Annotated in this window: 22 protein-coding genes; 8 read left to right on the top strand and 14 right to left on the bottom strand. The window is 62.7% G+C overall.

Annotation, left to right across the window (positions count from 1 at the left end):
* Window positions 1–168 precede the first annotated feature (168 nt).
* The 9 genes from ctaD to BUE09_RS18125 all read right to left on the bottom strand — a co-directional run bounded on the left by ctaD (window position 169) and on the right by BUE09_RS18125 (window position 10477).
* The gene (ctaD, locus tag BUE09_RS18165; RefSeq protein WP_073303206.1) at window positions 169–1797 is read right to left on the bottom strand and encodes a cytochrome c oxidase subunit I; all 1629 of its coding nucleotides are present in this window, start codon (window positions 1795–1797) and stop codon (window positions 169–171) included.
* A 13-nt stretch (window positions 1798–1810) separates the two neighbouring features.
* Window positions 1811–2944 carry a cytochrome c oxidase subunit II gene (gene coxB, locus BUE09_RS18160; RefSeq protein WP_073303204.1) on the bottom strand — a complete coding sequence of 378 codons (1134 nt, stop codon included), beginning with the start codon at window positions 2942–2944 and terminating at the stop codon, window positions 1811–1813.
* Window positions 2945–3152: 208 nt separating this feature from the next.
* Window positions 3153–3416 (bottom strand): hypothetical protein, encoded by a 264-nt coding sequence (locus BUE09_RS18155; RefSeq protein WP_073303483.1) that lies wholly within the window; start codon window positions 3414–3416, stop codon window positions 3153–3155.
* A gap of 468 nt (window positions 3417–3884) precedes the next feature.
* Window positions 3885–4955: a PA0069 family radical SAM protein gene (locus BUE09_RS18150; RefSeq protein WP_073303202.1), complete on the bottom strand. Its 1071-nt coding sequence runs from the start codon at window positions 4953–4955 to the stop codon at window positions 3885–3887.
* 97 nt (window positions 4956–5052) lie between these two features.
* Complete coding sequence (locus BUE09_RS18145) at window positions 5053–6105, bottom strand: hypothetical protein (protein ID WP_083380612.1); 1053 nt, start codon at window positions 6103–6105, stop codon at window positions 5053–5055.
* Window positions 6106–6247: 142 nt separating this feature from the next.
* Window positions 6248–7015 carry a DUF1835 domain-containing protein gene (locus BUE09_RS18140; protein WP_073303197.1) on the bottom strand — a complete coding sequence of 256 codons (768 nt, stop codon included), beginning with the start codon at window positions 7013–7015 and terminating at the stop codon, window positions 6248–6250.
* 17 nt (window positions 7016–7032) lie between these two features.
* Window positions 7033–7311, bottom strand: a complete 279-nt coding sequence (locus BUE09_RS18135) for a YheV family putative zinc ribbon protein (RefSeq protein WP_073303195.1) — start codon at window positions 7309–7311, stop codon at window positions 7033–7035.
* Window positions 7308–9356: an oligopeptidase A gene (prlC, locus tag BUE09_RS18130; RefSeq protein ID WP_073303193.1), complete on the bottom strand. Its 2049-nt coding sequence runs from the start codon at window positions 9354–9356 to the stop codon at window positions 7308–7310. The genes BUE09_RS18135 and prlC overlap by 4 nt, the downstream gene beginning before the upstream one ends.
* Window positions 9357–9484: 128 nt before the next feature.
* The gene (locus tag BUE09_RS18125; RefSeq protein WP_073303191.1) at window positions 9485–10477 is read right to left on the bottom strand and encodes a bile acid:sodium symporter family protein; all 993 of its coding nucleotides are present in this window, start codon (window positions 10475–10477) and stop codon (window positions 9485–9487) included.
* Between the two features lie 83 nt (window positions 10478–10560).
* On the opposite strand from BUE09_RS18125, the gene BUE09_RS18120 reads away from it, so the two are divergent.
* From BUE09_RS18120 to BUE09_RS18110, 3 genes are all read left to right on the top strand, one after another.
* Complete coding sequence (locus BUE09_RS18120) at window positions 10561–11385, top strand: AraC family transcriptional regulator (RefSeq protein WP_073303189.1); 825 nt, start codon at window positions 10561–10563, stop codon at window positions 11383–11385.
* A 37-nt stretch (window positions 11386–11422) separates the two neighbouring features.
* Window positions 11423–11965: a gamma carbonic anhydrase family protein gene (locus BUE09_RS18115; RefSeq protein ID WP_073303187.1), complete on the top strand. Its 543-nt coding sequence runs from the start codon at window positions 11423–11425 to the stop codon at window positions 11963–11965.
* 65 nt (window positions 11966–12030) lie between these two features.
* The gene (locus tag BUE09_RS18110) at window positions 12031–12675 is read left to right on the top strand and encodes an HAD family hydrolase (protein WP_073303185.1); all 645 of its coding nucleotides are present in this window, start codon (window positions 12031–12033) and stop codon (window positions 12673–12675) included.
* Here the strand turns inward: BUE09_RS18110 and BUE09_RS18105 are convergent.
* Window positions 12672–14615: a metallophosphoesterase family protein gene (locus tag BUE09_RS18105; protein WP_172830709.1), complete on the bottom strand. Its 1944-nt coding sequence runs from the start codon at window positions 14613–14615 to the stop codon at window positions 12672–12674. The two genes, BUE09_RS18110 and BUE09_RS18105, sit on opposite strands and share 4 nt — an antisense overlap.
* Before the next feature lie 526 nt (window positions 14616–15141).
* On the opposite strand from BUE09_RS18105, the gene BUE09_RS18100 reads away from it, so the two are divergent.
* Window positions 15142–15591: an REP-associated tyrosine transposase gene (locus BUE09_RS18100; RefSeq protein ID WP_073303183.1), complete on the top strand. Its 450-nt coding sequence runs from the start codon at window positions 15142–15144 to the stop codon at window positions 15589–15591.
* A 274-nt stretch (window positions 15592–15865) separates the two neighbouring features.
* Here BUE09_RS18100 and BUE09_RS18095 read toward each other — a convergent pair whose 3' ends face one another.
* The 3 genes from BUE09_RS18095 to BUE09_RS18085 all read right to left on the bottom strand — a co-directional run bounded on the left by BUE09_RS18095 (window position 15866) and on the right by BUE09_RS18085 (window position 19111).
* The gene (locus tag BUE09_RS18095; protein ID WP_073303181.1) at window positions 15866–16588 is read right to left on the bottom strand and encodes a ferritin-like domain-containing protein; all 723 of its coding nucleotides are present in this window, start codon (window positions 16586–16588) and stop codon (window positions 15866–15868) included.
* Window positions 16589–16600: 12 nt separating this feature from the next.
* Window positions 16601–17776 (bottom strand): hypothetical protein, encoded by a 1176-nt coding sequence (locus tag BUE09_RS18090; RefSeq protein WP_073303179.1) that lies wholly within the window; start codon window positions 17774–17776, stop codon window positions 16601–16603.
* 252 nt (window positions 17777–18028) lie between these two features.
* Entirely contained in the window at window positions 18029–19111 is a 1083-nt protein-coding gene (locus BUE09_RS18085; protein ID WP_073303177.1) for an aminopeptidase, read from the bottom strand.
* Between the two features lie 105 nt (window positions 19112–19216).
* On the opposite strand from BUE09_RS18085, the gene BUE09_RS18080 reads away from it, so the two are divergent.
* The 4 genes from BUE09_RS18080 to BUE09_RS18065 all read left to right on the top strand — a co-directional run bounded on the left by BUE09_RS18080 (window position 19217) and on the right by BUE09_RS18065 (window position 22904).
* Complete coding sequence (locus tag BUE09_RS18080) at window positions 19217–19642, top strand: PA0061/PA0062 family lipoprotein (protein ID WP_073303175.1); 426 nt, start codon at window positions 19217–19219, stop codon at window positions 19640–19642.
* 120 nt (window positions 19643–19762) lie between these two features.
* Window positions 19763–20173, top strand: a complete 411-nt coding sequence (locus BUE09_RS18075) for a PA0061/PA0062 family lipoprotein (RefSeq protein ID WP_073303173.1) — start codon at window positions 19763–19765, stop codon at window positions 20171–20173.
* Window positions 20174–20198: 25 nt separating this feature from the next.
* The gene (locus BUE09_RS18070) at window positions 20199–21194 is read left to right on the top strand and encodes an LLM class flavin-dependent oxidoreductase (protein WP_073303171.1); all 996 of its coding nucleotides are present in this window, start codon (window positions 20199–20201) and stop codon (window positions 21192–21194) included.
* Between the two features lie 345 nt (window positions 21195–21539).
* The gene (locus BUE09_RS18065; protein WP_073303169.1) at window positions 21540–22904 is read left to right on the top strand and encodes a cation:proton antiporter; all 1365 of its coding nucleotides are present in this window, start codon (window positions 21540–21542) and stop codon (window positions 22902–22904) included.
* Between the two features lie 69 nt (window positions 22905–22973).
* On the opposite strand, the gene BUE09_RS18060 is transcribed toward BUE09_RS18065, so the two are convergent.
* Window positions 22974–23189, bottom strand: a complete 216-nt coding sequence (locus BUE09_RS18060) for a dodecin (protein ID WP_019341430.1) — start codon at window positions 23187–23189, stop codon at window positions 22974–22976.
* Between the last annotated feature and the right edge of the window lie 1056 nt (window positions 23190–24245).

The raw sequence follows: 24245 nt of genomic DNA, 5'->3' as shown, positions 1-24245 counted from the left end.
GCGGAGCGCTGACCGGCCCCTCCGGATTTCTGGTAATACCCGGCGCCATGTAGGGTGGGCTTCAGCCCACCAACGGCACCACCTACCACGCGTCCAATAGCCACGGCGCAGCCCGTCGAGTCCACCCGAAGCCCAGCCTCCGGCCTCCAGCCTTTAGCGGCTTGTGCCCTAATCATCCTTCGGCCCCGTGCGGTGTTCGTGGAGTTGATGCATGTCCGGCGGGACACTGAAGGTGTGGTACGGCGCCGGTGACGGCACGCTCCACTCCAGACCCTCTGCACCGTCCCAGGGCTTGGCTGCGGCAGCCGGGCCGCCCTTGATGCATTTGATGACGATGTACAGGAACAGCAACTGCGTCGCGCCGAACATGAAGGCGCCGATGCTTGAAACCATGTTGAAGTTGGCGAACATCATGTTGTAGTCCGGGATCCGCCGCGGCATGCCCGCCAAACCCACGAAGTGCATCGGGAAAAACGCCAGGTTCATGCCGACGAAGCTCATCCAGAAATGCAGCTTGGCCAGCGTCTCGTCGTACATATGCCCGGTCCACTTGGGCAGCCAGTAGTAAGCCGAGGCGAAGATGCCGAAGATCGCGCCGGGCACCAGCACGTAGTGGAAGTGCGCCACCACGAAGTAGGTGTCGTGGTACTGGAAGTCCGCCGGGGCGATGGCCAGCATCAAGCCGGAGAAACCGCCGATCGAGAAAAGAATGACGAAGGCCACGGCGAACAGCATTGGCGCTTCGAACGTCAGCGAGCCACGCCACATGGTCGACACCCAGTTGAACACTTTCACCCCGGTCGGCACGGCGATCAGCATGGTCGCGTACATGAAGAACAGTTCACCGGTCAGCGGCACGCCGACGGTGAACATGTGGTGCGCCCAGACGATGAAAGAGAGGAAGGCAATCGCTCCGGTGGCATAAACCATCGAGGTGTAGCCGAACAGCGGCTTGCGCGAGAACGCCGGGATGATAGAGCTGACCGCGCCGAACGCCGGCAGGATCATGATGTACACCTCGGGGTGCCCGAAGAACCAGAACACGTGCTGGAACAGCACCGGGTCGCCGCCACCGGCCGCGCTGAAGAAGCTGGTGCCGAAGTGGATATCCATCAACATCATGGTCACCACACCGGCCAGCACCGGCATCACCGCGATCAGCAGGAAAGCGGTGATCAGCCAGGTCCAGACGAACAGCGGCATCTTCATCAGCGTCATGCCCGGCGCCCGCAGGTTGAGCACGGTGGCGACCACGTTGATCGCGCCCATGATCGAACTGATGCCCATCAGGTGAATAGCGAAGATGAAGAAGGTCACCGACTCCGGCGCGTAAGTCGTCGACAGCGGTGCGTAGAACGTCCAGCCGAAGTTGGGTCCGCCGCCCTCCATGAACAGCGTCGAGACCAACAGACCGAAGGCCGCCGGCAGCAGCCAGAAGCTGAAGTTGTTCATCCGCGGCAGGGCCATGTCCGGCGCGCCGATCATCAGCGGGATCATCCAGTTGGCCAGGCCGACGAAGGCCGGCATCACCGCGCCGAAGACCATTACCAGGCCGTGCATGGTGGTCATCTGGTTGAAGAATTCCGGCTGCACGATCTGCAGTCCGGGTTGGAACAGTTCGGCTCGGATGACCATGGCGAACGAGCCGCCGAGCAGGAAGGCGCAGAAGCTGAACCACAGGTACATCGAGCCGATGTCCTTGTGGTTGGTGGTCAGCAGCCAGCGCGAGAGGCCCTTGGCGGGGCCGTGGTGATGGTCGTGTCCGGCATGACCATGATCGTCGATCACTGCACTCATCGCCGTCTTCCTCTTATTGGGTGGCTTCTTCGGCCTGTTTGAAGTCGAGCACGTCTTTCGGCGTGACCATCTCGCCCGTGTCGTTGCCCCAGGCGTTGCGCTCATAGGTGATGACGGCGGCCAGATCGACCTCGGACAGTTGCTTGCCGAACGCCGCCATGGACGTACCCGGCTTGCCATTGACGACGATGTTGATGTGCGCCTCAACGTCCTGGGTGACGATCTGCGAGCCTTTGAGCGCCGGGAAGGTCGGCGGCATGCCCTCGCCGCTGGCCTGGTGGCAGGCCACGCAATTGGTCTGGTAGACCTTCTCGCCGCGTGCAACCAGCTCGTCCAGCGTCCATTCCTTGCTGGTCAGCTCGGCCAGCTTGGCGGCCTCGGCCTTCTTCTCGCCGAGCCAGGCGGCGTAATCTTCCGGCGACCGCACATCCACCACCACCGGCATGAAACCGTGGTCCTTGCCGCACAGCTCAGTGCACTGGCCGCGGTAGATGCCGGGCTCCTCGACACGGGTCCAGGATTCGTTGATGAAGCCGGGGATGGCGTCCTTCTTCACCGCCAGCTCCGGCACCCACCAGGAGTGGATGACATCCGCCGCGGTGATCAGGAAGCGCACTTTGGCGCCGGTAGGAATCACCAGCGGCTCGTCGACTTCCAGCAGGTAGTGCTCACCCTTGGGCGCCAGGTTGTTGATCTGGTCGCGCGGCGTGGTGAGGTTGCTGAAGAACTCCACATCCTCGCCCAGGTACTTGTAATGCCACTTCCACTGGTAGCCAGTGATCTGGATATCCACGTCGGACTCGGTCGGGTCGTAGATATGGATCAGCGTGCGAGTGGCCGGAACCGCCATGCCCACCAGAATCAGCAGGGGAATGACCGTCCAGAGCACCTCTACCTTGGTGTTTTCATGGAAGTTCGCCGAATGCAGGCGCTTGCTGCGGCGATGCGCAATCATCGAATAGATCATCACACCGAATACCAGCGCGCCGATGACTACACAGATCCAGAAGATCGCCATGTGCAGGTCGAATACGGAGCGGCTGACATCGGTTACGCCGGCTCGCATATTCACGTCCCAGGCCGCCTGGGCCTGACCGAATAGCGACCACAGCCCAATCCCCATCCAGACTCGTGGATGTCGCGACATTAGCGGGTTCCCCTTATGGTTCTTGTTATCCCGCCGACTGCCTGTCTGGCCACGGAGCAGAACAAACGCTCGCTACGATGGCCTGACTACGCTCTGATCTGGCTCCCCCCAATGCCTGGTTGCCATCTCTCGCTTTGCACGCGCAGTCGGATTCAATCGGTACGCTTACGATCGGAGTATAGACAGCGATCCCGGACTGGCAATTTCGTCAGGTGTTTGGGCTCGCTTCTGCCCCTGAAGCGTCGTGGTCATTCTTCTTTACGCCACGAATATTCATCACTGCCAGGCACACCTGCAGGGTAATCAGCGCCCAGGCTTCGGCGTGCCAGCCCCAGATAACCCAGAGCAGGTTGCTCAACAGAAAGCACCAGAAGCCGACCGTACGTCGCCCCGGCCTCAGCGAGCCAATCAACCAGGCGGCCATTACCGTGACCACCATGGCTGGCCATTGCAAAAGATCAATCCAATCCACGTTGCCTCCGAGATGCGAATGCGCGTCGGCCACGGACGCCACAGCGATACCCGGATTGGTGCATCTTGCGCGACGTATAGTTCCGGTAAGCCGCCCTGCGGCAGCGCTGGCTCGCGCTCGCCAAAGAGGTGCTGACCGCTGTTCTGCGCGAGCCCAGCCCTCGGCTGCCCAGCCAGCTCGAAACGGCGCCCCCAGTAGGGTGGGCTTCAGCCCACCAAAGATGTTGAGTTACCGATGAGCGGAATCCTACGGCACGGGCCTGAAGGCATTCTGTTCTAGCCAGTTGATCAATCCGACCCCCGTTTGGCGGTCTCAAGCGGAACGCCAGCGCGGCCCATAGCGGAGATCTGGCTGGCGGCGATGGACATACAGGGCCCATCCATAACTGCCGCGGCAGACTCAGCTCGGTAGGGTGGGCTTCAGCCCACCAAAAATACTGAGCTACCAATAGGCAAACCCACGACAGGCTCAGATCAGGCTCATCTGCTGTCCGGGCGGCGCGAAGCGAGTGCAATCGAGCCCGTAATTCTGATCGCGCCGGTTGTACCCCAGGCATCTGCAGGCCAGCTGAAAGCGCTGCGCGAGCAACTGCGCGAACTGGCCTTCGCCGCGCATGCGGCTGCCGAACCGGCTGTCATAGTCCTTACCGCCGCGCGACTGGCGCACCAGGCTCATCACATGAGCGGCACGTAGTGGGAAATGCTCCTGCAGCCATTCGTCGAAGAGCGTGGCCACTTCGTGCGGCAACCGCAGTAGCACATAACCGGCCGAGCGCGCACCGGCTTCGCGCGCCACTTCGAGCATGCGCTCAAGCTCCATGTCGTTGATCATCGGAATCATCGGCGCGCACATCACACTGACCGGCACGCCAGCCTCATGCAGCGTACGCAACACCCGCAGCCGCGCAGAAGGCGACGCCGCGCGAGGCTCCATGATGCGCTTGAGTTCGTCATCCAGGGTGGTGAGGCTGACCGAAACGCTGACCAATTTCTGCTCGGCCAAGGGCACCAGCAGATCAAGATCGCGCAGCACCAGCGAGCCTTTGGTGATGATGTGCACCGGATGCTTGAAGCGCAGGAGGATTTCCAGTGCCTGGCGCGTCAACTGCTGTTCGCGCTCGATGGGTTGGTAAGCATCGGTGTTGACCCCCAGCGCGATGGGCTGCGGCACGTAGCCGGGCTTACTTAGCTCCTGTTCGAGGCGTTCGGCGAGGTTGGTCTTGGCGATCAGTCGCGTTTCGAAATCGATTCCCGGCGACATATCCCAGTACGCGTGGCTCGGCCTCGCAAAACAATAAATACAACCATGCTCACAGCCCCGATAAGGATTGACCGACCGATCGAAACCCACGTCCGGCGACTGGTTGCGAGTAAGCACGCTCTTAGCCGTCTCGCTGCGAATCTCCGTGGCGCGGGTCGGCGGTACGTCTTGTTCCCAGCCGTCGTCATACGCTTCGCAGCGAGTCGGGGCAAAACGGTTGTCCGGGTTGATGGCGGTACCGCGACCGCGCGGTGTGGAAAGGTGCGGTTTATGTGACATCAGCTGTGCTCAAATACTGTTCATGCATACAGTATAGAGCGGTATTCAGAATTCGCCGCGCGCTCCGACGCGTGGCTCCGACGTGCCTTGAACGTACTTAGCGCAACTCGACGGGAATAGCGACCCCGCCCTCTGGCTGCCATGTGCCATTGAGCCGGCCATCGCGGTCTAGCTGGAGTTCGAACATGGCGGGCACAGCATTCTGTTCCCGAAGCTGGATATGACTCACGTCGACCCGTCGTTTCGCAACGAGCTCAACCTTGCTGGCGTCCTTATCCCGAAAATAGAAAGCCCTGGATGAACCGCTGGTGTCAGGCGGTGCGATAACCAGCGTCCGCTGCTGCCTGTCCACCACGCCGCGGTAGACGCCGCTTATCTGCGGGTTCGACAGATCCCGGCAATCGCTGCGCTGCTCCAGCAGCACGCATCGTCCATAGGCGCTCAGCTCTGTGGCGAGATCGGCATAAGCGAAACTGTTCGGAAACTCGCCTAGATCATCCAGTGCGCGAACCGCATGCGCCGAACAGCCTCCGGCGATCAGGGTCAGTTGCGTTGGCTCGAGCACAAGCCGGTCATGGTCGAGAGTGGTGTTCTGATGGCGCGGCAGGCACTCACCATACATCGCGCGCTGTATGGCAATCTTCTCAGCTTCGTCACCAGTGGCGCCATCGACAGGAAGCTGGGCCAGAAAGGTCTCGATACGCCCAACCCGCGCTTGGCTGATGCGTTGCTGCACACGCTGTAAACCCGCCTCGCTGAATAACGCTGGCAACGACAGAGGCGAGCCATCAGCTAGCGAGAACGCATAGCTGTTGCGGCCCAGGCTGAGGTAGGCGCCGTAATATTCACCGATGATATCGAGCGAAAGGAAGCCAGGCGTCTTGGCATGGATTTCGTAGTCCAGACTGACCACACCGTGTCCTGCATCGTCTGTTGGCCAAATGCGCTCGAACGGCGACTGCTCGAAGCGGCCCGGCAAACCGTCAAGCTCGAACGCATGCAGGTAGATATTGATGCGCTCCGGTGCAGCCGATCCACCTTCAAATAACGGGAAGCGATAGGTGGACCATTCGCTGCGCGTGGCTTCAAGCGTGGTGACGCCTGGCTCGGCAATCGACGGCAGCGGTACGAGGGCGAGCAGGCAAAGCATCAGCGATCGCCTGTAGGACATCATAGGCATGCACCTCAGAACTGACGTTCAGGATTCGGGGATACGGCGTGCGCCTGAGAATAGACGTTTCCCTCGCTCAAAGACTTTCCGGTGACGCGTCAAACAGCCCCGCCCAAGCGCATCAAGTTGAGGTACGACACACCTGCACCTTGCTGTACTCGGCGGCGCCATCGTCGCTGAGCCGAATGACGCCGCGCTTCGCCAGCTCGCGAGCGCGCCAGTAAAGAAACAGGTCAGTGGGGAAGAAACCGTCGCAGTGGACCATGACCTCCGCCATGGCGCGGGACAATGGCAGCCAATCGTCGCCACAGGCCGCTATCAGTTCGCTATCGATTCGCTCGTTGTCTTCACCGAGAAAACACCCGTCGACCCAGCGACGTATCGCGGCGTTCTCTGCGACAACGGCTCGCCACTGGCCGGCGAGTTCGGCAATGCGACCGGCCTCGACGAGGCCCGGCTGATAAAGCGCTGCCAGCGCATCTGGTGCATGCATGGACACCGCCATGCGCGTGCCGACCCGGCTTTCACCGGTTCCGCACGCCACTTCATACAGCGTGATTGATGAGCCTTCCAGCGCCGCCGCCACACGCGCCAGCGTCAGCTGTTCGGAGGCGCTGTCGCCATGCCAGACCGTGACGTGCCGCGACTGGCCAGGCAGCCCCGCCAGCCATTCGGCGTCTTCGGCAATGCCCGAGAAATCCGGTTGAGGCTCCAGCCCGACAGGCCAGGTCTGCTCCCAGAACGCCAATCGCATCGTGCAGGGCGGCGATTCGATATCAGCCAGCGGGCCAACCGCAAGATCGTCGCGCAGCACGCGAAGCTCATTGCCCTCGGCCAGCAGCTGCCGGACGCTGTCAGCGGCGAGGTCGCCACAGGTGATATGCCACATGGCGATGCTCCGGTCTGTCAGTCGGGTTTTTTCTTCAGCTTCGGGTTGGGGAAAAACTGTACGGCCTGCACCTGCGGATCGGGTGCCTTGGGCTTGGCCTGGTTGACCCGCGTGCCCAGCTCGGACGGCACCGACTGGCCTTGTGCATTGAGCGTGTCGGCATAGCCGCATTCGACGCACTCGCGATGCGGCACGCCATCGACGTCCCACATCTTGATGCTGTCGGCGGCGCTGCACGCCGGGCATACAGCACCGGCGATGAAGCGCTTGGTGGTTACTTTCGAATCAGCGCTCATGCCACTTCCTCCGTCAGCCCGAGGTGGCGTAGCAGCGCGTCGGTAGACGGCTCGCGACCACGGAAATCGACAAACAGCACCATCGGTTCCTGCGAACCGCCGCGCGCCAGAATGGCATCGCGGAAAGCACGACCGGTATCGGCGTTGAACACGCCCTCTTCCTCGAACCGCGAAAAGGCGTCGGAGGACAACACTTCGGCCCACTTGTAGCTGTAGTAACCGGCTGCATAGCCACCGGAGAATATGTGCGCGAAGCTGTTCGGGAAGCGATTGCTGGCTGGCGGACGCATCACCGAGACCTCGTTGCGAATGCCTTCCAGCACTTGCAGCACGCTACGACCGTCGCCGTGCGTGGCGTGCAGTTCGAAGTCGAACAGCGAGAATTCCAGCTGACGCACCATCATCAGGCCGGACTGGAAGTTCTTCGCCGCCAGCATCTTGTCGAGCATGTCCTGCGGCAGCGTTTCGCCGGTCTGGTAGTGACCGGAAATCAGCGCCAGGCCTTCGGGCTCCCAGCACCAGTTTTCCATGAACTGGCTCGGCAACTCGACCGCATCCCAGGCCACACCGTTGATGCCCGACGCGCCGGCATGCTCGACTTGGGTGAGCAGGTGATGCAGGCCGTGGCCGAACTCGTGGAACAGCGTGGTGACTTCATCATGGGTCAGCAACGCCGGGCGCTCGCCCACAGGCGGGGTGAAGTTGCAGACCAGATTGGCCACCGGCGTCTGCAGCGTGCCAAGGCAGGTGCGGCGTTTGTCACGTGCGCCGTCCATCCAGGCACCGCCACGCTTGTTGGCCCGTGCATAGAGGTCGAAGAAGAAGCGCCCGACATGCTCGCCCTTCTCGCGGATTTCGAACAGGCGGACGTCAGGATGCCAACCATCAAAACCCTCTAGCTCGTGGATCTCGATGCCGTACAAACGCTTGACGATCGCGAACAAGCCGGACAGCACCTTGTCCACCGGGAAGTAGGCGCGCAGCTCTTCCTGGCTCAGGCTGTAGCGGGCCTGGCGCAGCTTTTCGCCAAAGTAATTGACGTCCCAGCTCTGCAGGTCGCTGACGCCCTGCTCGGCGGCGAAGGCACGCAGCTCTTTCAGATCACGCTCGGCGAAGGGCTTGCTGCGCGTGGCCAGATCACGCAGGAAGCCCAACACCTGCTCGGTGCTGTCGGCCATCTTGGTTGCCAGCGACAGTTCGGCGTAGTTGCCGAAGCCCAGCAACTTGGCCAGCTCCTGACGCAGATCGAGAATCTGCTCCATCACCGGGCCGTTGTCGAACTGGCCGGCATTCGGGCCCTGATCGGAGGCGCGGGTGGAATAGGCGACGTAGACCTCTTCGCGCAACGCGCGATTGTCGGCGTAGGTCATCACGGCGTAGTAGCTGGGGAATTCCAGGCTGATCAGCCAGCCATCCAGCTCCTTCGCCTTGGCGGCTTCGGCCATTTGCGCCTTGGACGAATCGGTGATGCCAGCCAGCAGGCTTTCGTCGGTGATGTGTTTGGTCCAGGCCTGAGTGGCGTCGAGCAACTGGTTGGAGAAGGTGCTGCCCAGCTCGGCGAGCTTCATCTGGATCGCGCCGAAACGCTGCTGCTTGGTCGGCGGCAGGTCGATACCGGACAGGCGGAAGTCACGCAGGGCATGGTCGAGGATGGTCTTCTGCGCCACATCGAAGCCGTCCGCTTCGGGGCTCAGCGACAGCGCCTGATAGGCGGCGAACAGGTCGGCGTTCTGCCCCAGTTCGGTGGCATAGGCGGATAGCTTGGGCAGGCAGGCCTCGTAGGCGCTGCGCAATTCGGCGTTGTTGCGCACCGCGTTGAGGTGGCTGACCGGGCCCCAGGCGCGACTGAGGCGCTCGTTCATTTCGTCGAGGCCGACCACCAGCGTGCTCCAGTCGAGGCTTTCGGCTGGGCGGCTGAGCAGTTCCTGAAGGGCGACGCGGTTCTCGCCGAGTACGGTATCGACCGCCGGCTCAACGTGTTCCGGACGAATTTCGGAATAGGGCGGCAGGTCGAATTCCCGAAGCAGCGGGTTGGTATCGGTCACGGCATTTGCCCCTTATGAATGATGATCACCGCAGCATGTTAAAGCCAAATGCCCGACCGCGCAGCTGGGAAACAGGCGGGTTGAGCCTATCTAGACGCTGCTGCACGGCGAGCTTGGGCCATGCAGACCTATTGATGGACTGCTGGCTGTTCAGGCAATTCGGGGCGCCGCGCATAGCGCTGGGCCAGCACCGTGCAGACCATCAGCTGGATCTGGTGAAACACCATCAGCGGCAGGATGATCATGCCGACCGCACTGGTGGCGAACAGCACCTGCGCCATCGGCACGCCGGTCGCCAGGCTCTTCTTCGAACCAGCGAAGAGGATGGTGATGCGGTCTTCCAGATTGAAGCCGAACAGCTTGGCCAGCACGCTGGTCAGCCACAGGACGATGGCCAGCAACAGGCAGCAAGCCACGGTCAGCCCCACTAAATGACCGAGCGGCACGATCTGCCACAGGCCATCGACCACCGCACCGCTGAAGGCGGTGTAGACCACCAATAGGATCGAGCTCTGATCAACGGTCTTCAGCCAGGTCTTGTTGCGCATCACCCAGGCACCAATCCAACGCCGGGCGATCTGCCCCGCGATGAAGGGCACCAGCAATTGCAGGACGATCTTGCCGATGGAATCCAGCGTCGAGCCGCTCTCGCCTTCGACGCCCATGAGCAACAACACCAGCACCGGCGTGAGGAAGATGCCGATCAGGCTGGAGGCCGCGGCACTGCAAATGGCCGCCGGCACGTTGCCACGCGCCAACGAGGTGAAGGCGATGGCCGACTGCACGGTCGCGGGCAGCGCGCAAAGGTAGAGCATGCCCAGGTACAACTCGTCGCCGACCATTGGCGTCAACACCGGCTTGAGGGCCAGCCCCAGCAGTGGAAACATCACGAAGGTGCAGGCGAAGACCAGTAGGTGCAGGCGCCAGTGACCGGCACCGGCAAGAATCGCTTCACGTGACAGTTTGGCGCCATGCATGAAGAACAGCAGCGCAATGGCCGCCGCCGTCAGCCACTCGAAGAACACCGCGCCGCGGCCCTCGCAAGGAAACAGTGTGGCGATGGCAACGACCGCCAGCAGGGCCAGGGTGAAGTTATCGAAGAGGATGCGGAGTTTGGACATGCAGGGTTCCCTTGGGCTTGCGATCAACTGGGATGGACCTTAACGTGTGCGCATCCTTCCGACTAACGCCAAGCAGGCATGAAATGTCGTCAATCGGACAACACGCCGCCCTGATCACCCGCCTCGGCGAGCTCAAGACGCTGCCGCGGCCGGTCTATGGCCAGCTCGACTCGCCACCGAATCTCAAGCTTGGCTACCGTCACAGTCACCCCTGGGTGCAGCTGTCCCATGCGGTCGAAGGCGTGCTCGAAGTGCGTACCGACAGTGGCCGTTTCATCGCCCCACCGCTGCGCGCGGTATGGATTCCGGCGGGCGTCACGCACCAGGTTTTTTGCGCACCAGACACCTGCATCCGTAGTCTTTACATCGATCAGGCCGTGGCCGGCGAGGCGTTCGAGCATTGTCGCGTGTTGCAGGTCAGCCCGCTGCTGCGTGAACTGATCCGGCACTTCAGCACCCTGCCCGAAGCCTATGCCGAAGACGGCGCGGAGGGACGACTGGTGCAAGTGCTGCTCGATCAGCTGGGTTGCGCACCGAAGGTCGAGCTGGTGCTGCCATTACCCGCCGAGCCACGTCTGCATCGGCTGTGCAAAAGCCTGCAGGCACAGCCGGAATCGCAGGAAGGACTGGCCGACTGGAGCCGCACGCTGGGCGTCTCCGAGCGCACCCTGAGCCGGTTGTTCCTCCGCGAAACCGGGCTGACCTTTCGCGCCTGGCGTCAGCGCATGCGGCTGCTCAGTGCCTTGCCGGCGCTGGAGCGTGGCGAGCGGGTCACGGACGTGGCGCTGGGCTGTGGTTATGAATCCTTATCGGCGTTTATCGCCGCCTTTCGCGAACAGTTCGGCGCCACGCCGGGCGAATTCTTCCGTCCCGGCAGCAATGCAGTCGAAGGTCGGGTCTATCAGTGATCGCCCGCCCTCACACACGCACCTTCAGGAGCAACACATGAGCATCCGAACCTTCCAGGGACACACACCGGCACTCGGCGCGCGCGTTTTCGTCGACACCAGCGCCGTGCTTATCGGCGATGTCGAGGTCGGTGAAGACAGCTCCGTCTGGCCACTGACCGTGATCCGCGGCGACATGCACCGCATCCGCATCGGCAAACGCACCAGCATCCAGGACGGCAGCGTGCTGCACATCACCCATGCCGGCCCGTTCAACCCTGACGGTTTCCCGCTGACCATCGGCGACGAAGTCACCGTCGGCCACAAGGTCACCCTGCATGGCTGCACATTGGGCAGCCGGATTCTCGTCGGCATGGGCTCGATCGTGATGGATGGCGCAGTGGTCGAGGACGAGGTCATTATCGGCGCCGGCAGCCTGGTGCCGCCGGGCAAAACGCTGGAAAGCGGCCACCTGTATGTCGGCAGCCCGGTGAAACAGGCCCGCCCGCTGACGGAAAAAGAGCGCAGCTTCTTCAGCTACACCGCTGGCAACTACGTGAAATTGAAGGATCAGCATCTGGCCGAAACGCCTGAGGCCTGAAGCAAAAAATCGTGCGCGACCCGATTGTCGGACTGCGCCGCCACAGGAATTAACCGAGCCCTGCAATGCACCATTCAACCATCCTCTTCGACCTCGACGGCACCCTCACCGACCCGCGCGAAGGCATCACCCGCTCGATTCAGCATGCGCTTGCGCAGCTTGGCATCGATGAGCCGGATCTGGCCAAGCTTGAACCCTTCATCGGGCCGCCGCTGCTGCAGGCGTTCATGGAGTTCTACGGCTTCGACGAGCCGCGCGCCTGGGAAGCCGTTGGCCATTACCGCGAGCGCTTCAAGACGGTCGGCCTGTACGAAAACCTGCTGTTCGACGGCGTGCTGGAAATGCTCGAACACCTTCGCGGTCAGGGCCGGACACTCTATGTGGCGACCTCGAAACCCTCGGTGTTCGCCCGCGAAATCGCCCGACATTTTGCCTTCGATCAGCACTTCAAGGTGATCTATGGCAGCGAGCTGGACGGCACCCGCACCAACAAGGTCGAGCTGATTGCCCATCTGATCGCCCAAGAGGAGCTCGATCCGGAGCAGACGCTAATGATCGGCGACCGCAAGCACGACCTGATCGGCGCGCACAGCAACGGCTTGCAGGCGGTCGGCGTGGGTTATGGCTTCGGCAGCCATGCCGAGCTGATGGCGCAGTCACCGGCGTATTACTACGCCACATTACCGAAGTTGCGCGCGGCGTTCGGCTAGGGCGCCGGGTCGCGCTCAGGCGCAAAGCTCACCGGTGGTGACCCATCGGCGTTGATCTGCTGCACTTGTGACGGTCGGCCCTCGGCATCGAGCCGGATGCGACCGATGCCCGAGCCGTTCCACAGGCGTTCGCCGGACCGGCTGCGGCTCGGCAGCCACGGCTGAACCCGCACCCGGCGGCGCTTGGTGAACCAGTTCAGGGGCGAGCGCGGCGAATACAACCAGCGGTTAAGCCGGTCGAACAGGTCGAGCAAGCGCGGCGGAAACTCGTTCTTCACCCCGCTGCTGGTGATCTGCCATAGCCGCGGGCCTTCGGCACGGCCACGAATGCGCACCTCGTAGGCGAACGAGTAATGCACGTCGCCCGACAGAATCACGTAATTACCCGGCGTGCGGGTATGGCGGAAGATGTTGAGCATGACCTGCGCCGCGCCGCGATGGGCCATCCAGTTTTCCGCGTCGACCAGCAACGACAGCCCAGCCCAGCTGAATACGCGTTGCACGGTCTCGATCAGCTTGACGCCGAACATCGGCGCCGGCGAGACGATGATCACCGAGCGATGATCGAGTAATTCCTGCTGAAAATCGGTCAGTGCTTCCCAATCCATCAGCCCCGACGGCCGGCTCAGGTTGCGCTCGCTGCGCCAACGCCGGGTGCGGGTATCGAGCACCACCAGCGCCGGCTCGGTGGGCAGCACGTAGCCCCAGTCGCCTCGCTGCAGTAGCTCACTCACCACCTGATCGTGCAGCGCGCAATCCAGTCGTCCGTCTTTGCCGCTGCCCAGTAGCGCCTCGACCGCGCGCAATGACGTCACGCAGGCATCCGGTGCATTGCCCCAGGCCTGGCACAGCAGATAGCCGAGCAAGGCATTGCCGATGATGCGACGGGAGAACGGATGGCCGTAAGCGGTCTGCTCCCAGCGGGCGCTGAGGTTCCAGTCATCGGTGATGTCGTGGTCATCGAAGATCATCAACGAGGGCAGATGCGCCAATGCCCGCGCCACCTGCGGCAATCCTGCCCGGAAGGCGTCGATGCAGCTCAGTTCACGCGCCCAGCGTTCGGCCAGCTCGCCGTCGAGCAGCGGCGACTGAAGCTCGATCAGGCCCCACGGCACCGGCGACCAGACCAGCAGATACATCGCCAGCACCTCGCCCAGCGAGACCAGATGGTTATGTGCGCTAGAGGTGGTAAACACCGGCTTTTCCACGCCGCCGAAGAAGCGCTCGCGCAAGGCTTCGTTGGACTTGAACGCCGGCAGCAACTCCCCGCGTCGGTAATAGGTTGCGGGATGCGCCATCAGCTCATCGCTGTCGCCAACGGTGGCGCCCTCAAGGCATTCGCCATACAGCCCGAGCCGGCGAATCAGTTCATGGATGGCGACCAGCGTCGGCCCGGCCACGTCATCGGCGTAGATCTGGTCGCCAGTCATCAGCAGCGCGGCGGGCCAGTTCTCAGGAGATCGGCGGGACTCGGCGATCAGCGAATCGACCGTGACCAGTCCGTCAGCTGAGCTGTGGTGCGGCTTGCGACAGGAGCCGTGCAGCAGATCGTCGTAGCGCGAGCGGATGACGAAAGCCGGGCGCTCGAATCCCTCATGGATCAAGTGTGGCGCCCATTCGGCGATGCCTTGCTCAAAGCTGTCGCGCTGGATCAACAGGTCGTACTCGACCAACCGATCCATTGGCAGCGGCGTAGCCAGATGGAGATCGATCAGGTGCAACCAGGCCGAGGTGCCAACGCGCAGCCGGCGACAGGCATCGCCTTCCAAGGCCCGCGAAATCGATACCTCGCCTTCGGGCTGCAACGTCAGGCGCAGCTGCAGCGGCTCGCTGGCCACCAGCCAGAGCGCCAGCCGCCCCGCCTCGAGCCGGCGCAGCATGGGTCCTGCAAGCACGAGGGGGAGGGAGGCAGCGGTGTCGAATGGTGCGGGGTTGGGCATGCAACAACTCGATGGGCAGCGTTGGAGCATCAGAGTGTAACGAATGGCGCCGGTTCGCCCTGGATTGTGGTCAGGCTGCTCGGTGGTGAGCCTCAGCCTTGGTAGGGGAATCGCGCTTCACCGGTCCACCGAGCAGTGGCCAACGGTGGATGAAAAAAGCGTCATCTGCCCTTCGGGTTTTCCAGCGCTGGGTTGCTTCCGTGCAAGTGGTGGGCTAAAGCCCACCCTACTTGCTATCCGGTCATGCCGTCCTGCCAACTCCTGTCGAGAACACGCACGTTACTCATAACGCTTGCCGGGCCCCTTCGCGGTCGAGACCGCTCCCACAAAAAGCCACAGCGCCGCGCCCACCCGCGGGAGCGGACTTGACCGCTCCCACAAAAGCGACAGCGCCGCACCCACCCGCGGGAGCGGACTTGACCGCTCCCACAAAAGCGACAGCGCCGCGGCCAACTGTGGGAGCGGTCTTGACCGCGAAGGACGCAGTTTGATCAGCTAGCTGCATATCGCCAGGCAAAGGATTGCCATGTATCACTCGAACCGCTTACGCACAGGTCGTCACTCGCAGCGTGGCAACTTGTATCTGCTTACCACGACCACCTGCGACCGCCACCCCGTATTCAGAGACGTGGTACTCGGCAGATCTGTCGTCGCCGAGTTCAAGGCGGCGCAGATGGATCGCTGGGTACATTCGCTGGCCTGGGTGGTAATGCCGGACCACTTTCATTGGCTGATCGAGCTGGGCGACAGCTCGCTTGAGGAGCTGATGCGTCGGGTAAAAACCAACAGCGCGCGCGCCATCAACCGTCGGCGCAGGACATCAGGCTCGCTCTGGCAAACGGGCTATCACGACCTAGCATTGCGCCGGGAGGAAGATGTACGAGCGGTTGCCCGCTATGTAGTGGCGAATCCACTCAGGGCCGGACTGGTCGACCGCTTGGGCGACTATCCCTTGTGGGATGCCATTTGGCTTTGAAAGAACTCGCGGTCAAGACCGCTCCCACAACAAGCAACCAGCGGCGCCCACACGAGCTTCTTCGCGGTCAAGGCCGCTCCCACAACAAGCAACCGCGGCGCCCACACGGGCTTCTTCGCGGTCGAGACCGCTCCCACAACAAGCAACAGCGGAGCCACCCGTGGGAGCGGTCTTGACCGCGAGCTTTTGCATTTGGGTTCAGCCGCCGCACGACGAGCAGTTACCGCACAAAAAAACGCGCCCGAAGGCGCGTAAAGGATGAAGCACACGCGTATTACTGGACTTGCCGGACCAGGTCTCGGCGCAAAAGCGTCTTGATCTTGATCAGATGGTCGTCCTCCTGCTCTTTGGCCTTGTGGAAGCCCTTGGCGATACGGGGATGGCCACCGGCTTCGGCCAGCTCGATCAACAGCTCCCAGGCGGCGTTGTCCTCAAGTTCGAGGGTCAACAGTGCATTGATGCCTTGCGCGATATTGGTTCGCGGATCGGTGAGCACCTGCATCACGCCCATCGATTTGACCCCTGCAATGTCGGCACAAGGCGTCTGCGCGGTCGGGTCAGCACCCAGCGTCTCGATCGCTTCGGCGACCATGTTCATGTGTTCGAACTCTTCGTCGCGGATGTGCTGTAGCACGCCGATCAGGTCGGAATCCGCCATGCTGATGGCTTTGGCCTTGGCAATCATGGCGTCGTACATGCGCACGCCGCTGCGCTCGAAGGCCAGGCGCTCACCGAGCTTATCGACCAGCAGCTCAGGGCTCTTGCCCAGCGCCATGTCAAATGTCGACTTGAGCATGCCCTTGGCAGAGCCGGGAACCGGCACCGAACCGATGCGATCGGCGTCCTCAGCGCGGGTCGTGCGTTCGAGCATGATGCCCTTGGAATCGCCCGGTACGTCCGGATGGATCTCGTTGACGGCATCGAGCAGGCGCTTGGTGTCTTTCGGAGACATCTGCACGCCGGTGAAATTGGTGCCCAGTTTTGCTGAATCAGCCATGTCCTTTTCTCCTCAAGAAACCTTGCGCATCTGCATCAGTTCGCCACCCGGCGCCCACTGGTAACCGGCCGAGACGATGTTCGACGCGATGCCCTCGGAATTGAGCTGGGCGCGATAATCCAGGGAGTTCTGCGGCTCCTCGCTCTTGTCGACGTAATGGGTACCACTGGTGCGCAGGTTGACCTCGGCGGCGAGGACCTGCCGGACAAATTCGCGCTGGCTCTTGAACTCGATCATCTTCGGCAACGGGCCGCCGAGAATCTCGGCCGGGTCGCGGCGTTCGATGTTCTTGAAGTGCTCGCAGGCGATGTTCAGATGGCCCAATTCGTAATCGAGGAAGCGCTCCCACATGGCCTTGATGCGCGGATTGGTTTCCTGCTCGGCGCAGCTGGCATAGGCGTAGACCTCCATCGCCTCGTGCACCAGCCACTTCTCCATGAAGGATTCCTGCGGGTCGGCCAGCGAGCCGTACTGAGTGACGTGCTGCTCTTCGACCGAGGCAATTTCGGCGTACAGCTGACGCGCCAGCGGATCGGCGAACAGCGGGCCGATGTTCATGTAGTAGTCGTGGGTCTGGTACTCGGCGGCGGTGATCATGGCCGCATGAATCTTGGTGATGAGATCCGCCTGCTCCTTCGCATAGCTTTCGCGCAGGTCGTTGTCCGGATGACGGTGGTGCTCGGAGGTCTGCCGGCCGGGAACGATGTCTGTGTAGCCCTGCAGGATGTTGTTCGCATCCTTGCCTTCGAGACGGTCGAGCATCGCCGAGTAGCGATACAGGTGGTCGAAGTCTTCCAGCAGGCCGAAGCGGTAAGTCTGCGCCTGGTAGGGGTCCGGCTCGGTCTGGGCGACCGCCGCGGTCACTTCGATCGCGACCTGCTCGTAGGCGACGGTGGTTTCCAGTGGCGAATGGTCAGCCGAGATCAGCCAGTTGACCATGGTGGCCTGATGTTGCTCGACGCGGCGTATCTCAGCGAGCGGACCACGCAGCTGTCCGGTGATCCGCGCGATACCGTGCTTGAGGCGCAGCGCGTCGGTTTCGATACCGTTCATCAGGATGATCCGCACGCGGGTGAAAGCGTCGTCGTCGAGCTTGCTGATCGGCTTGCCCGCCATCTCCTTCCAGGTGAACGTCTGCTTTTCGAGCGGCGTGCCCTTGTTGTCGAGGATGCCGGTTAGGTTGTCCATGGAGCCTCCGTTTAAACGGCTTTATTCTTTTAGTCGCGCTGCACGCACGGCTGAATCACCGGTCAGCGAGGGCTGACGGCCTTGAAAAATGGACGGAGGCAAGCGCAAAAGAATTCCGTGAATCCTGGCGCGAACATGCAAAGAGTCGACAGGCGGCAGCGCCCAACCCCGTCGAACAGGCTTTGATTCAGCGAAGCGGAACCGGTCGCCGCGCCTTGCTGCATCTCGCTTCAAACGAAGCGGCGAGAGGCTTCAGCGAAGCGCATCCAACTGCCGCTTCCGCTCGTCGGCAGGCAAGCGGCCCAAGGCAGTCGTTTCTGCATAGAAACGCTGCCAATCGCCGCCGGCTCGATCGAACAACGCGGCGAAGGCTGGCACCCATTTGTCATAGAGGCCGAACGGAACCAGGCTGGCGTTGTTCAGCGGCTGGCTCATCCAGCGATCAAAGCGGTCGTCGCCTTTCCACGGCCCGTCGCGTAATTGCCGATAGGCCTGACGCATGTGCATGAACGCGTCACGCTTGGCGGCGCGCATTGCGGACTCGCTCAAGTCGGATGCATAGATCGCCGCCAACCGATCCCGGGTCGCCAGCACCAGCTTACTGAGATCGGCGTACGGCTTGCGCGCGGTTTCGTTCGGCGGCGGCAGGCTACGGCTGGCGCGCCACTGCCGCAGCCCTTCCCGCTCGACGAAGGACGCAAAGGATTCGTTGAATGCCGTGTCATCGGCCAGATAAAACTGCTGGTGCGCCAGCTCGTGAAAGATCAGCCCGGCCAGCCGCTCGTCATCCCAGCGCAGCATCGAGCTGAGCAGCGGATCGTCGAACCAGCCCAGTGTGGAATAGGCCGGCACGCCGGCAACCAGCGTGTCGTGGCCCTCGGCTTTCAACAGCGCTGCCGCGCCACGTGCCCTGCCCTCGCGGTAATAACCGCGATACGCGACGCAACCGGCTATCGGAAAACAGTGGCTCAGCGGTGCCACGGAAAACTCCTCCGTGGCGAATACATTCCACACCACGTAGGGCCGCTGGATGTCCGCGTAAACCCGATAACTCCGGTTGTCCGGCAACCCCAATGCATGGCTGGCGAAGGCTCTGGCCTGCAGGGCGAGGGCCAGGCGCTGGCGCAACTGCGGATCACTTTGCGAATTGTCGAGGATCGCCGCAATGGGCTCGCGCTGGCGCAGCAGTTCGAGCTGGCCGACCGCCAGTTGCCCGTAGTAGCTGCTGCACCCGCTCAAACCAGCCGCCAGCAGCAGGGGAACCCAGCGCTGCATTCGCTTGTCGACTGCGGCGATTTTCGGCTTCGAACTGAACAAACGCTTACCTGCCTGCATGCCCCACGGGGCGACGCGTTGAGCCTACAACGACATCGAAGCCCACCCAACCACCGAACATGCAGACGCGACCTAGCAGGCCGCTACCGGTCGGAGACCTTGCTCATGCGAATCCTGATACTTGCTCTTGCGCTTTCCAGCCTGGGCGGTTGCGCCATGTGGATGCCCAAACCGGACCCAAACCAGGCCTGGATTGATCTCGCTCCGCACGGCGAGACCGAGCTGGTGGCCGTCGCGGTCGATGACAAGCCGCTCGATGACAGTCGCTATTTTCAGGTCGAGCCGGGCAGCCATCAGCTGGGCATGCGCTATCGTTTCGAAGTCGGCCCGGCTGATGTGGGCCGCGACAGCGAAGCGCTGGCACGCGACTGCCGACTGACCCTGAGCTATGACAGCTTCGACGCCGGGGCGCGCTATCGACTGGTGGCAGGCGGCTACGGTTTCCGCCCCTGGGCCAAGCTGTACGATCAGCACGACCGCATGCTGGCCAAGGCCACCGAGCGCGGTTGCGGCGGGGTCGCCACCCGCTAGCGTTCCGCGGTGAACCGTTCTGTCGTGGTGCAGTCGTTGAAAAAGAGCACTATCTGGCTCAGGCTCATTGGCTGACCGCGGCAGCAGATGCTGATCCTGCGGTTATCTGGAGGATTTACCATGCGTCTGCTTCCCGCATTACTTCTGGCGCTCGGCCTGTCCGGCTGCGCAGGCCCGTTGCCCGCGCCCGATCCGGACATGGCTTGGGTCGAGCTGACCGCTCAACCCAGTGACATTTTCATGTCCGACCAGCTGGACGGTGAGCGCACGCCCGATGGGCGCTATTTTCAGGTCGGCCCCGGTGCGCATGAACTCGAAGCGCGCTACGAATTCGAAATCAGCAGTGGCGGCTTCGGTGATTTTGGCGACACCCAATACCTGCGCTGCACCCTGGTGATCAACTACGACGATTTCCAGCCCGGTCGGCGTTACCTGTTCCAGGCCCGCTCGCTGGGCTTCACTCCACAAGGCTGGCTGCGCGACGAGGACTATACCGTCCTGGCGCGCGCCGAAGCCGAGCACTGCTACTGAGCAGCCGTCAGCAAAGAGGTAGACGATGTCCCGTATCGAACACACCCGTTTCTCCACCCTCGACCTGGCGCCGATCCGCGATGACGGCGACGCCGGGCTCGCGCTGCGTAACTCACTGGCCTTGGCGCAGCACGTCGAAAAGCTTGGCTTCGAGCGCTTCTGGGTCGCCGAACACCACAACATGGACGGCATCGCCAGCGCCGCGACCTCGGTACTGATCGGTTATCTGGCTTCCGGCACCTCGCGGATTCGCCTGGGCGCTGGCGGCGTCATGCTGCCGAATCATGCGCCGCTGGTGATCGCCGAGCAGTTCGGCACGCTGGAGGCGCTCTACCCGGGGCGAATCGAGCTGGGTCTGGGGCGCGCGCCGGGCGCCGACCAGTTCACCGCCCATGCCTTGCGCCGCGACCGCATGGGCAGTGCCGATGACTTCCCGGCGGACGTGGAAGAACTGCAGCTGTTGCTCGGCCCGCGCCAGCCCAACCAGCGCGTCATCGCCATGCCTGGCATGGGCAGCAATGTCCCGATCTGGCTGCTCGGCTCGAGCCTGTTCAGCGCTCAGCTGGCTGCTGCCAAAGGCCTTCCCTACGCCTTCGCTTCGCATTTCGCGCCGCGCTACATGCACGAGGCGATTCGTCTGTACCGCGAGAACTTCCGCCCCTCCGAGGTGCTGGACAAGCCGTACGTCATGCTCGGCGTGCCGCTGATGGCGGCCGACACCGACGAGCAAGCGGAGTACCTGGCCACTACGGCCTACCAGCGCATCCTCGCGCTGATTCGTGGCCAGAGTCTGGTGCTGGTACCGCCGGTGCAGAGCATGCATGGCAAGTGGCTGCCCCACGAGCAGGATGCGGTGGGCAATTTCCTCGGCATGGCGCTGATCGGCGGACCGGAAAAGGTCCGCGCGCGTCTGGATATTTTGCTCGAGCAAACTCAAGCCGACGAGCTGATCTTCACCTGCGACCTCTACGAAACCGCCGACCGCCACCGCGCCTTCGAGATTCTCGCTGAACTGCGCTGAAGGCGAAGCGCACCGCGCGGCGAAACCTTCGATCGCGGTCAAGACCGCTCCCACGACGTCCAGCGCGCATTTCTGGGGGAGCGGTCTCAATCGCGAAGAGGATCAGCAAGCCACTCGCTTCGACACATCGCCGTATGCCCCAGCCGCTGGCCCGCGAGCGTGACGCAGACGCTTCCCCGCCCGGCAAAGCGCAGCCTGTGGGATGAGCCTGCACGACGGACATCGCCGCTAGCCGGCTGGCGCGCGCTCCTGTACGACGAACGCAGCTGAACCCCCTCAGGTCATGTCGATCAAAACAGCAGCCCATACGTACTTCGGTGCGTCACGCTTCTTGCGGAAGACTGAATGAATTTTCTTGAATGGATGGCCGTGCTCGGCATCCTGCTGTTGATCCTCGCTCTGGCATCGGCCTACCTGCGCTGGCTGCCGGTCACCACCTCATTAATCTACTTGGGTTTTGGCGTGCTCATCGGCGAGCTCGGCGTCGGCTTGTGGCAGATGGAGTTCATTCACATTGCCAGCTGGATGGAGCACCTTACTGAGATCGCGGTGCTGGTGTCACTGTTCGTTAGCGGCCTGAAACTGCGCATGCCGCTGCGTCACCCGGCGTGGAAAAGCGCCTATGTCCTCGCCGGGCCAGTGATGCTCGCCTGCATCGCCGGTGTCGCCGCCCTCTGCCATTACCTGCTCGGTCTCAGCTGGGGCATCTCGGTGCTGATCGGCGCCATTCTCGCCCCCACCGACCCGGTGCTGGCCAGCCTGGTGCAGGTGAACAATTCCCGCGACAGCGATCACGTGCGTTATGGCCTATCCGGCGAAGCCGGGTTCAACGATGGCACGGCCTTTCCGTTCGTGGTGTTCGGCCTGCTGCTGATCGAACAGGAAACCCTGGCCACCGGCTGGGTCAGCGAATGGGCGCTGCATCGGCTGGTTTGGGCAGTACCGGCAGGGCTGGGGTTTGGTTACCTGCTCGGGCGGCTGATTGGCAGGCTGGCGATCTTCCTGCGCACTCGCGAGGCCGATACGTCCATGTCGCCGAACGACTCGCTGGCGCTGGCGTTGATCGCGCTGGCTTACGTCGGCGCCGAGCTGATCGGTGCCTGGGGCTTCCTGGCGGTGTTTGCCGCCGGGATCGGCTTGCGCCATGCGGAGAAGGACGCGGCGGACGAGTCGGAAACGCCTTCCGAGGAGCTGATCGCCCATGCCGTGCCGCATATGGTCGAGGGCGGCTTGACCCCGCGCGAGCTACCGCTTGAGGGTCAGAAAATGGCTGAACCCAGAGTCGCGGCGGGCGTGATGATGGGCGATATCCTGGCTTTTGGCGGCCAGCTGGAGCGCAGCCTCGAAGTGTTGCTGGTGACCATTCTCGGCGTATTGGTCTCGGTGCACTGGGACTGGCGCGCGGTGCCCCTGGCGCTGGCGCTGTTCGTGGTGATCCGGCCACTGAGCGTGTGGCTGCTAATGCCTCGCCGCTACCTGGACCGTACCCAGCGCCTGACTGTCGGCTGGTTCGGCATTCGGGGAATCGGCAGCCTGTACTACCTGAGCTACGCCGTGACCCACGGCCTGTTACCGGAAGAGGTCGAGGCGTTCATTCCACTGGTGGTATCGGTCGTGGCGTTGAGCATCGTGGTGCACGGCCTGAGCACTCAGCCGTTGCTCCGGTGTTACGAACGCAGCCGCGGCCACGTGCCGACGGACCACGCCTGACGCGGCGAGGCGAACAGGCCTCCCGGGCAGCCGACTGAACAGCCGCTGCCGGGCCGCCTGGGTAGCAGATCAGCTGTTGGCGAGACGGAAGCCGACCTTCATGGTGACCTGAAAGTGGCCGACCTTGCCGTTCTCGACATGGCCGCGAATCTCACCGACTTCGAACCACTCGACGTTCTGCAGCTTGCTGCTGGCCTCGGCGATGCCGTTCTGAATCGCTTCATCGACGCTGTTGCGCGAAGAACCGACGATTTCAATCTTCTTGTAAGTGTGATGATCTGACATGCGTTGTCCCCTTATGGTCTGTGGAGCCTCCGTTCGGTAATGACGCGTCCTGTCCCATTGAGGCTCGTGTAGCAGGCCGGAAGTTCAGCGCAACGCTGAATCAAGCTCGGAGAAGAGACCATGCCAGAGTGCCCGACAAGCGCCGGCTTGCAGCCGGCATTCACGGTCAAGACCGCTCCCACGGGTGGGCTATGGTGGCGGGCCGGGCTCATGTGGGAGCGGTCTCAACCGCGAGCACCGTAGGGTGGGCTTTAGCCCACCGGTACGCTCACCCCCTCTGGTGGGCTGAAGCCCACCCTACATGGTTCCAGCGCCATCTGTAGGGTGCGAGACCGACGCCTTCCGATCATGAGCTGGCTTACAGCCGGCATTCGCGGTCAAGCCCGCTTCCACGGGTAGCTGATGGCGGCGGGCTGGGCTTTTGTGGGAGCGGGCTCGACCGCGAGCACCGTAGGGTGGGCTTTAGCCCACCGGTACGCTCACCCCCTCTGGTGGGCTGAAGCCCACCCTACATGGCTCCAGCGCCATCTGAAGCGTCCGAGGCCGACGCCTTCCGATCATGAGCTGGCTACAACCGGCATTCGCGGTCAAGACCGCTCCCACGGGTGGGCTATGGTGGCGGGCCGGGCTCTTGTGGGAGCGGTCTCAACCGCGAGCACCGTAGGGTGGGCTTTAGCCCACCGGTACGCTCACCCCCTCTGGTGGGCTGAAGCCCACCCTACATGGCTCCAGCGCCATCCGAAGCGTCCGAGACCGACGCCTTCCGATCATGAGCTGGCTTACAGCCGGCATTCGCGGTCAAGACCGCTCCCACGGGTAGCTGATGGCGGCGGGCTGGGCTTTTGTGGGAGCGGGCTCGACCGCAAGCACCGTAGGGTGGGCTTTAGCCCACCGGTACGCTCACCCCCTCTGGTGGGCTGAAGCCCACCCTACATGGCTCCAGCGCCATCTGTAGGGTGCGTGAACGAGCCCCCTGAAACACCGGACATTGTTTCCCCCTTACCATAAGGGATAGGCAAACGGTCGTGTTTATGACTACCAGCAAAGACAGACATA

The organism is Stutzerimonas xanthomarina DSM 18231 (assembly GCF_900129835.1).
GTDB classification, from domain to species: Bacteria; Pseudomonadota; Gammaproteobacteria; order Pseudomonadales; family Pseudomonadaceae; genus Stutzerimonas; species Stutzerimonas xanthomarina.
The sequence above is the reverse complement of the archived record's forward strand: the minus strand, read 5'-3'. Positions and strand labels throughout refer to the sequence as shown.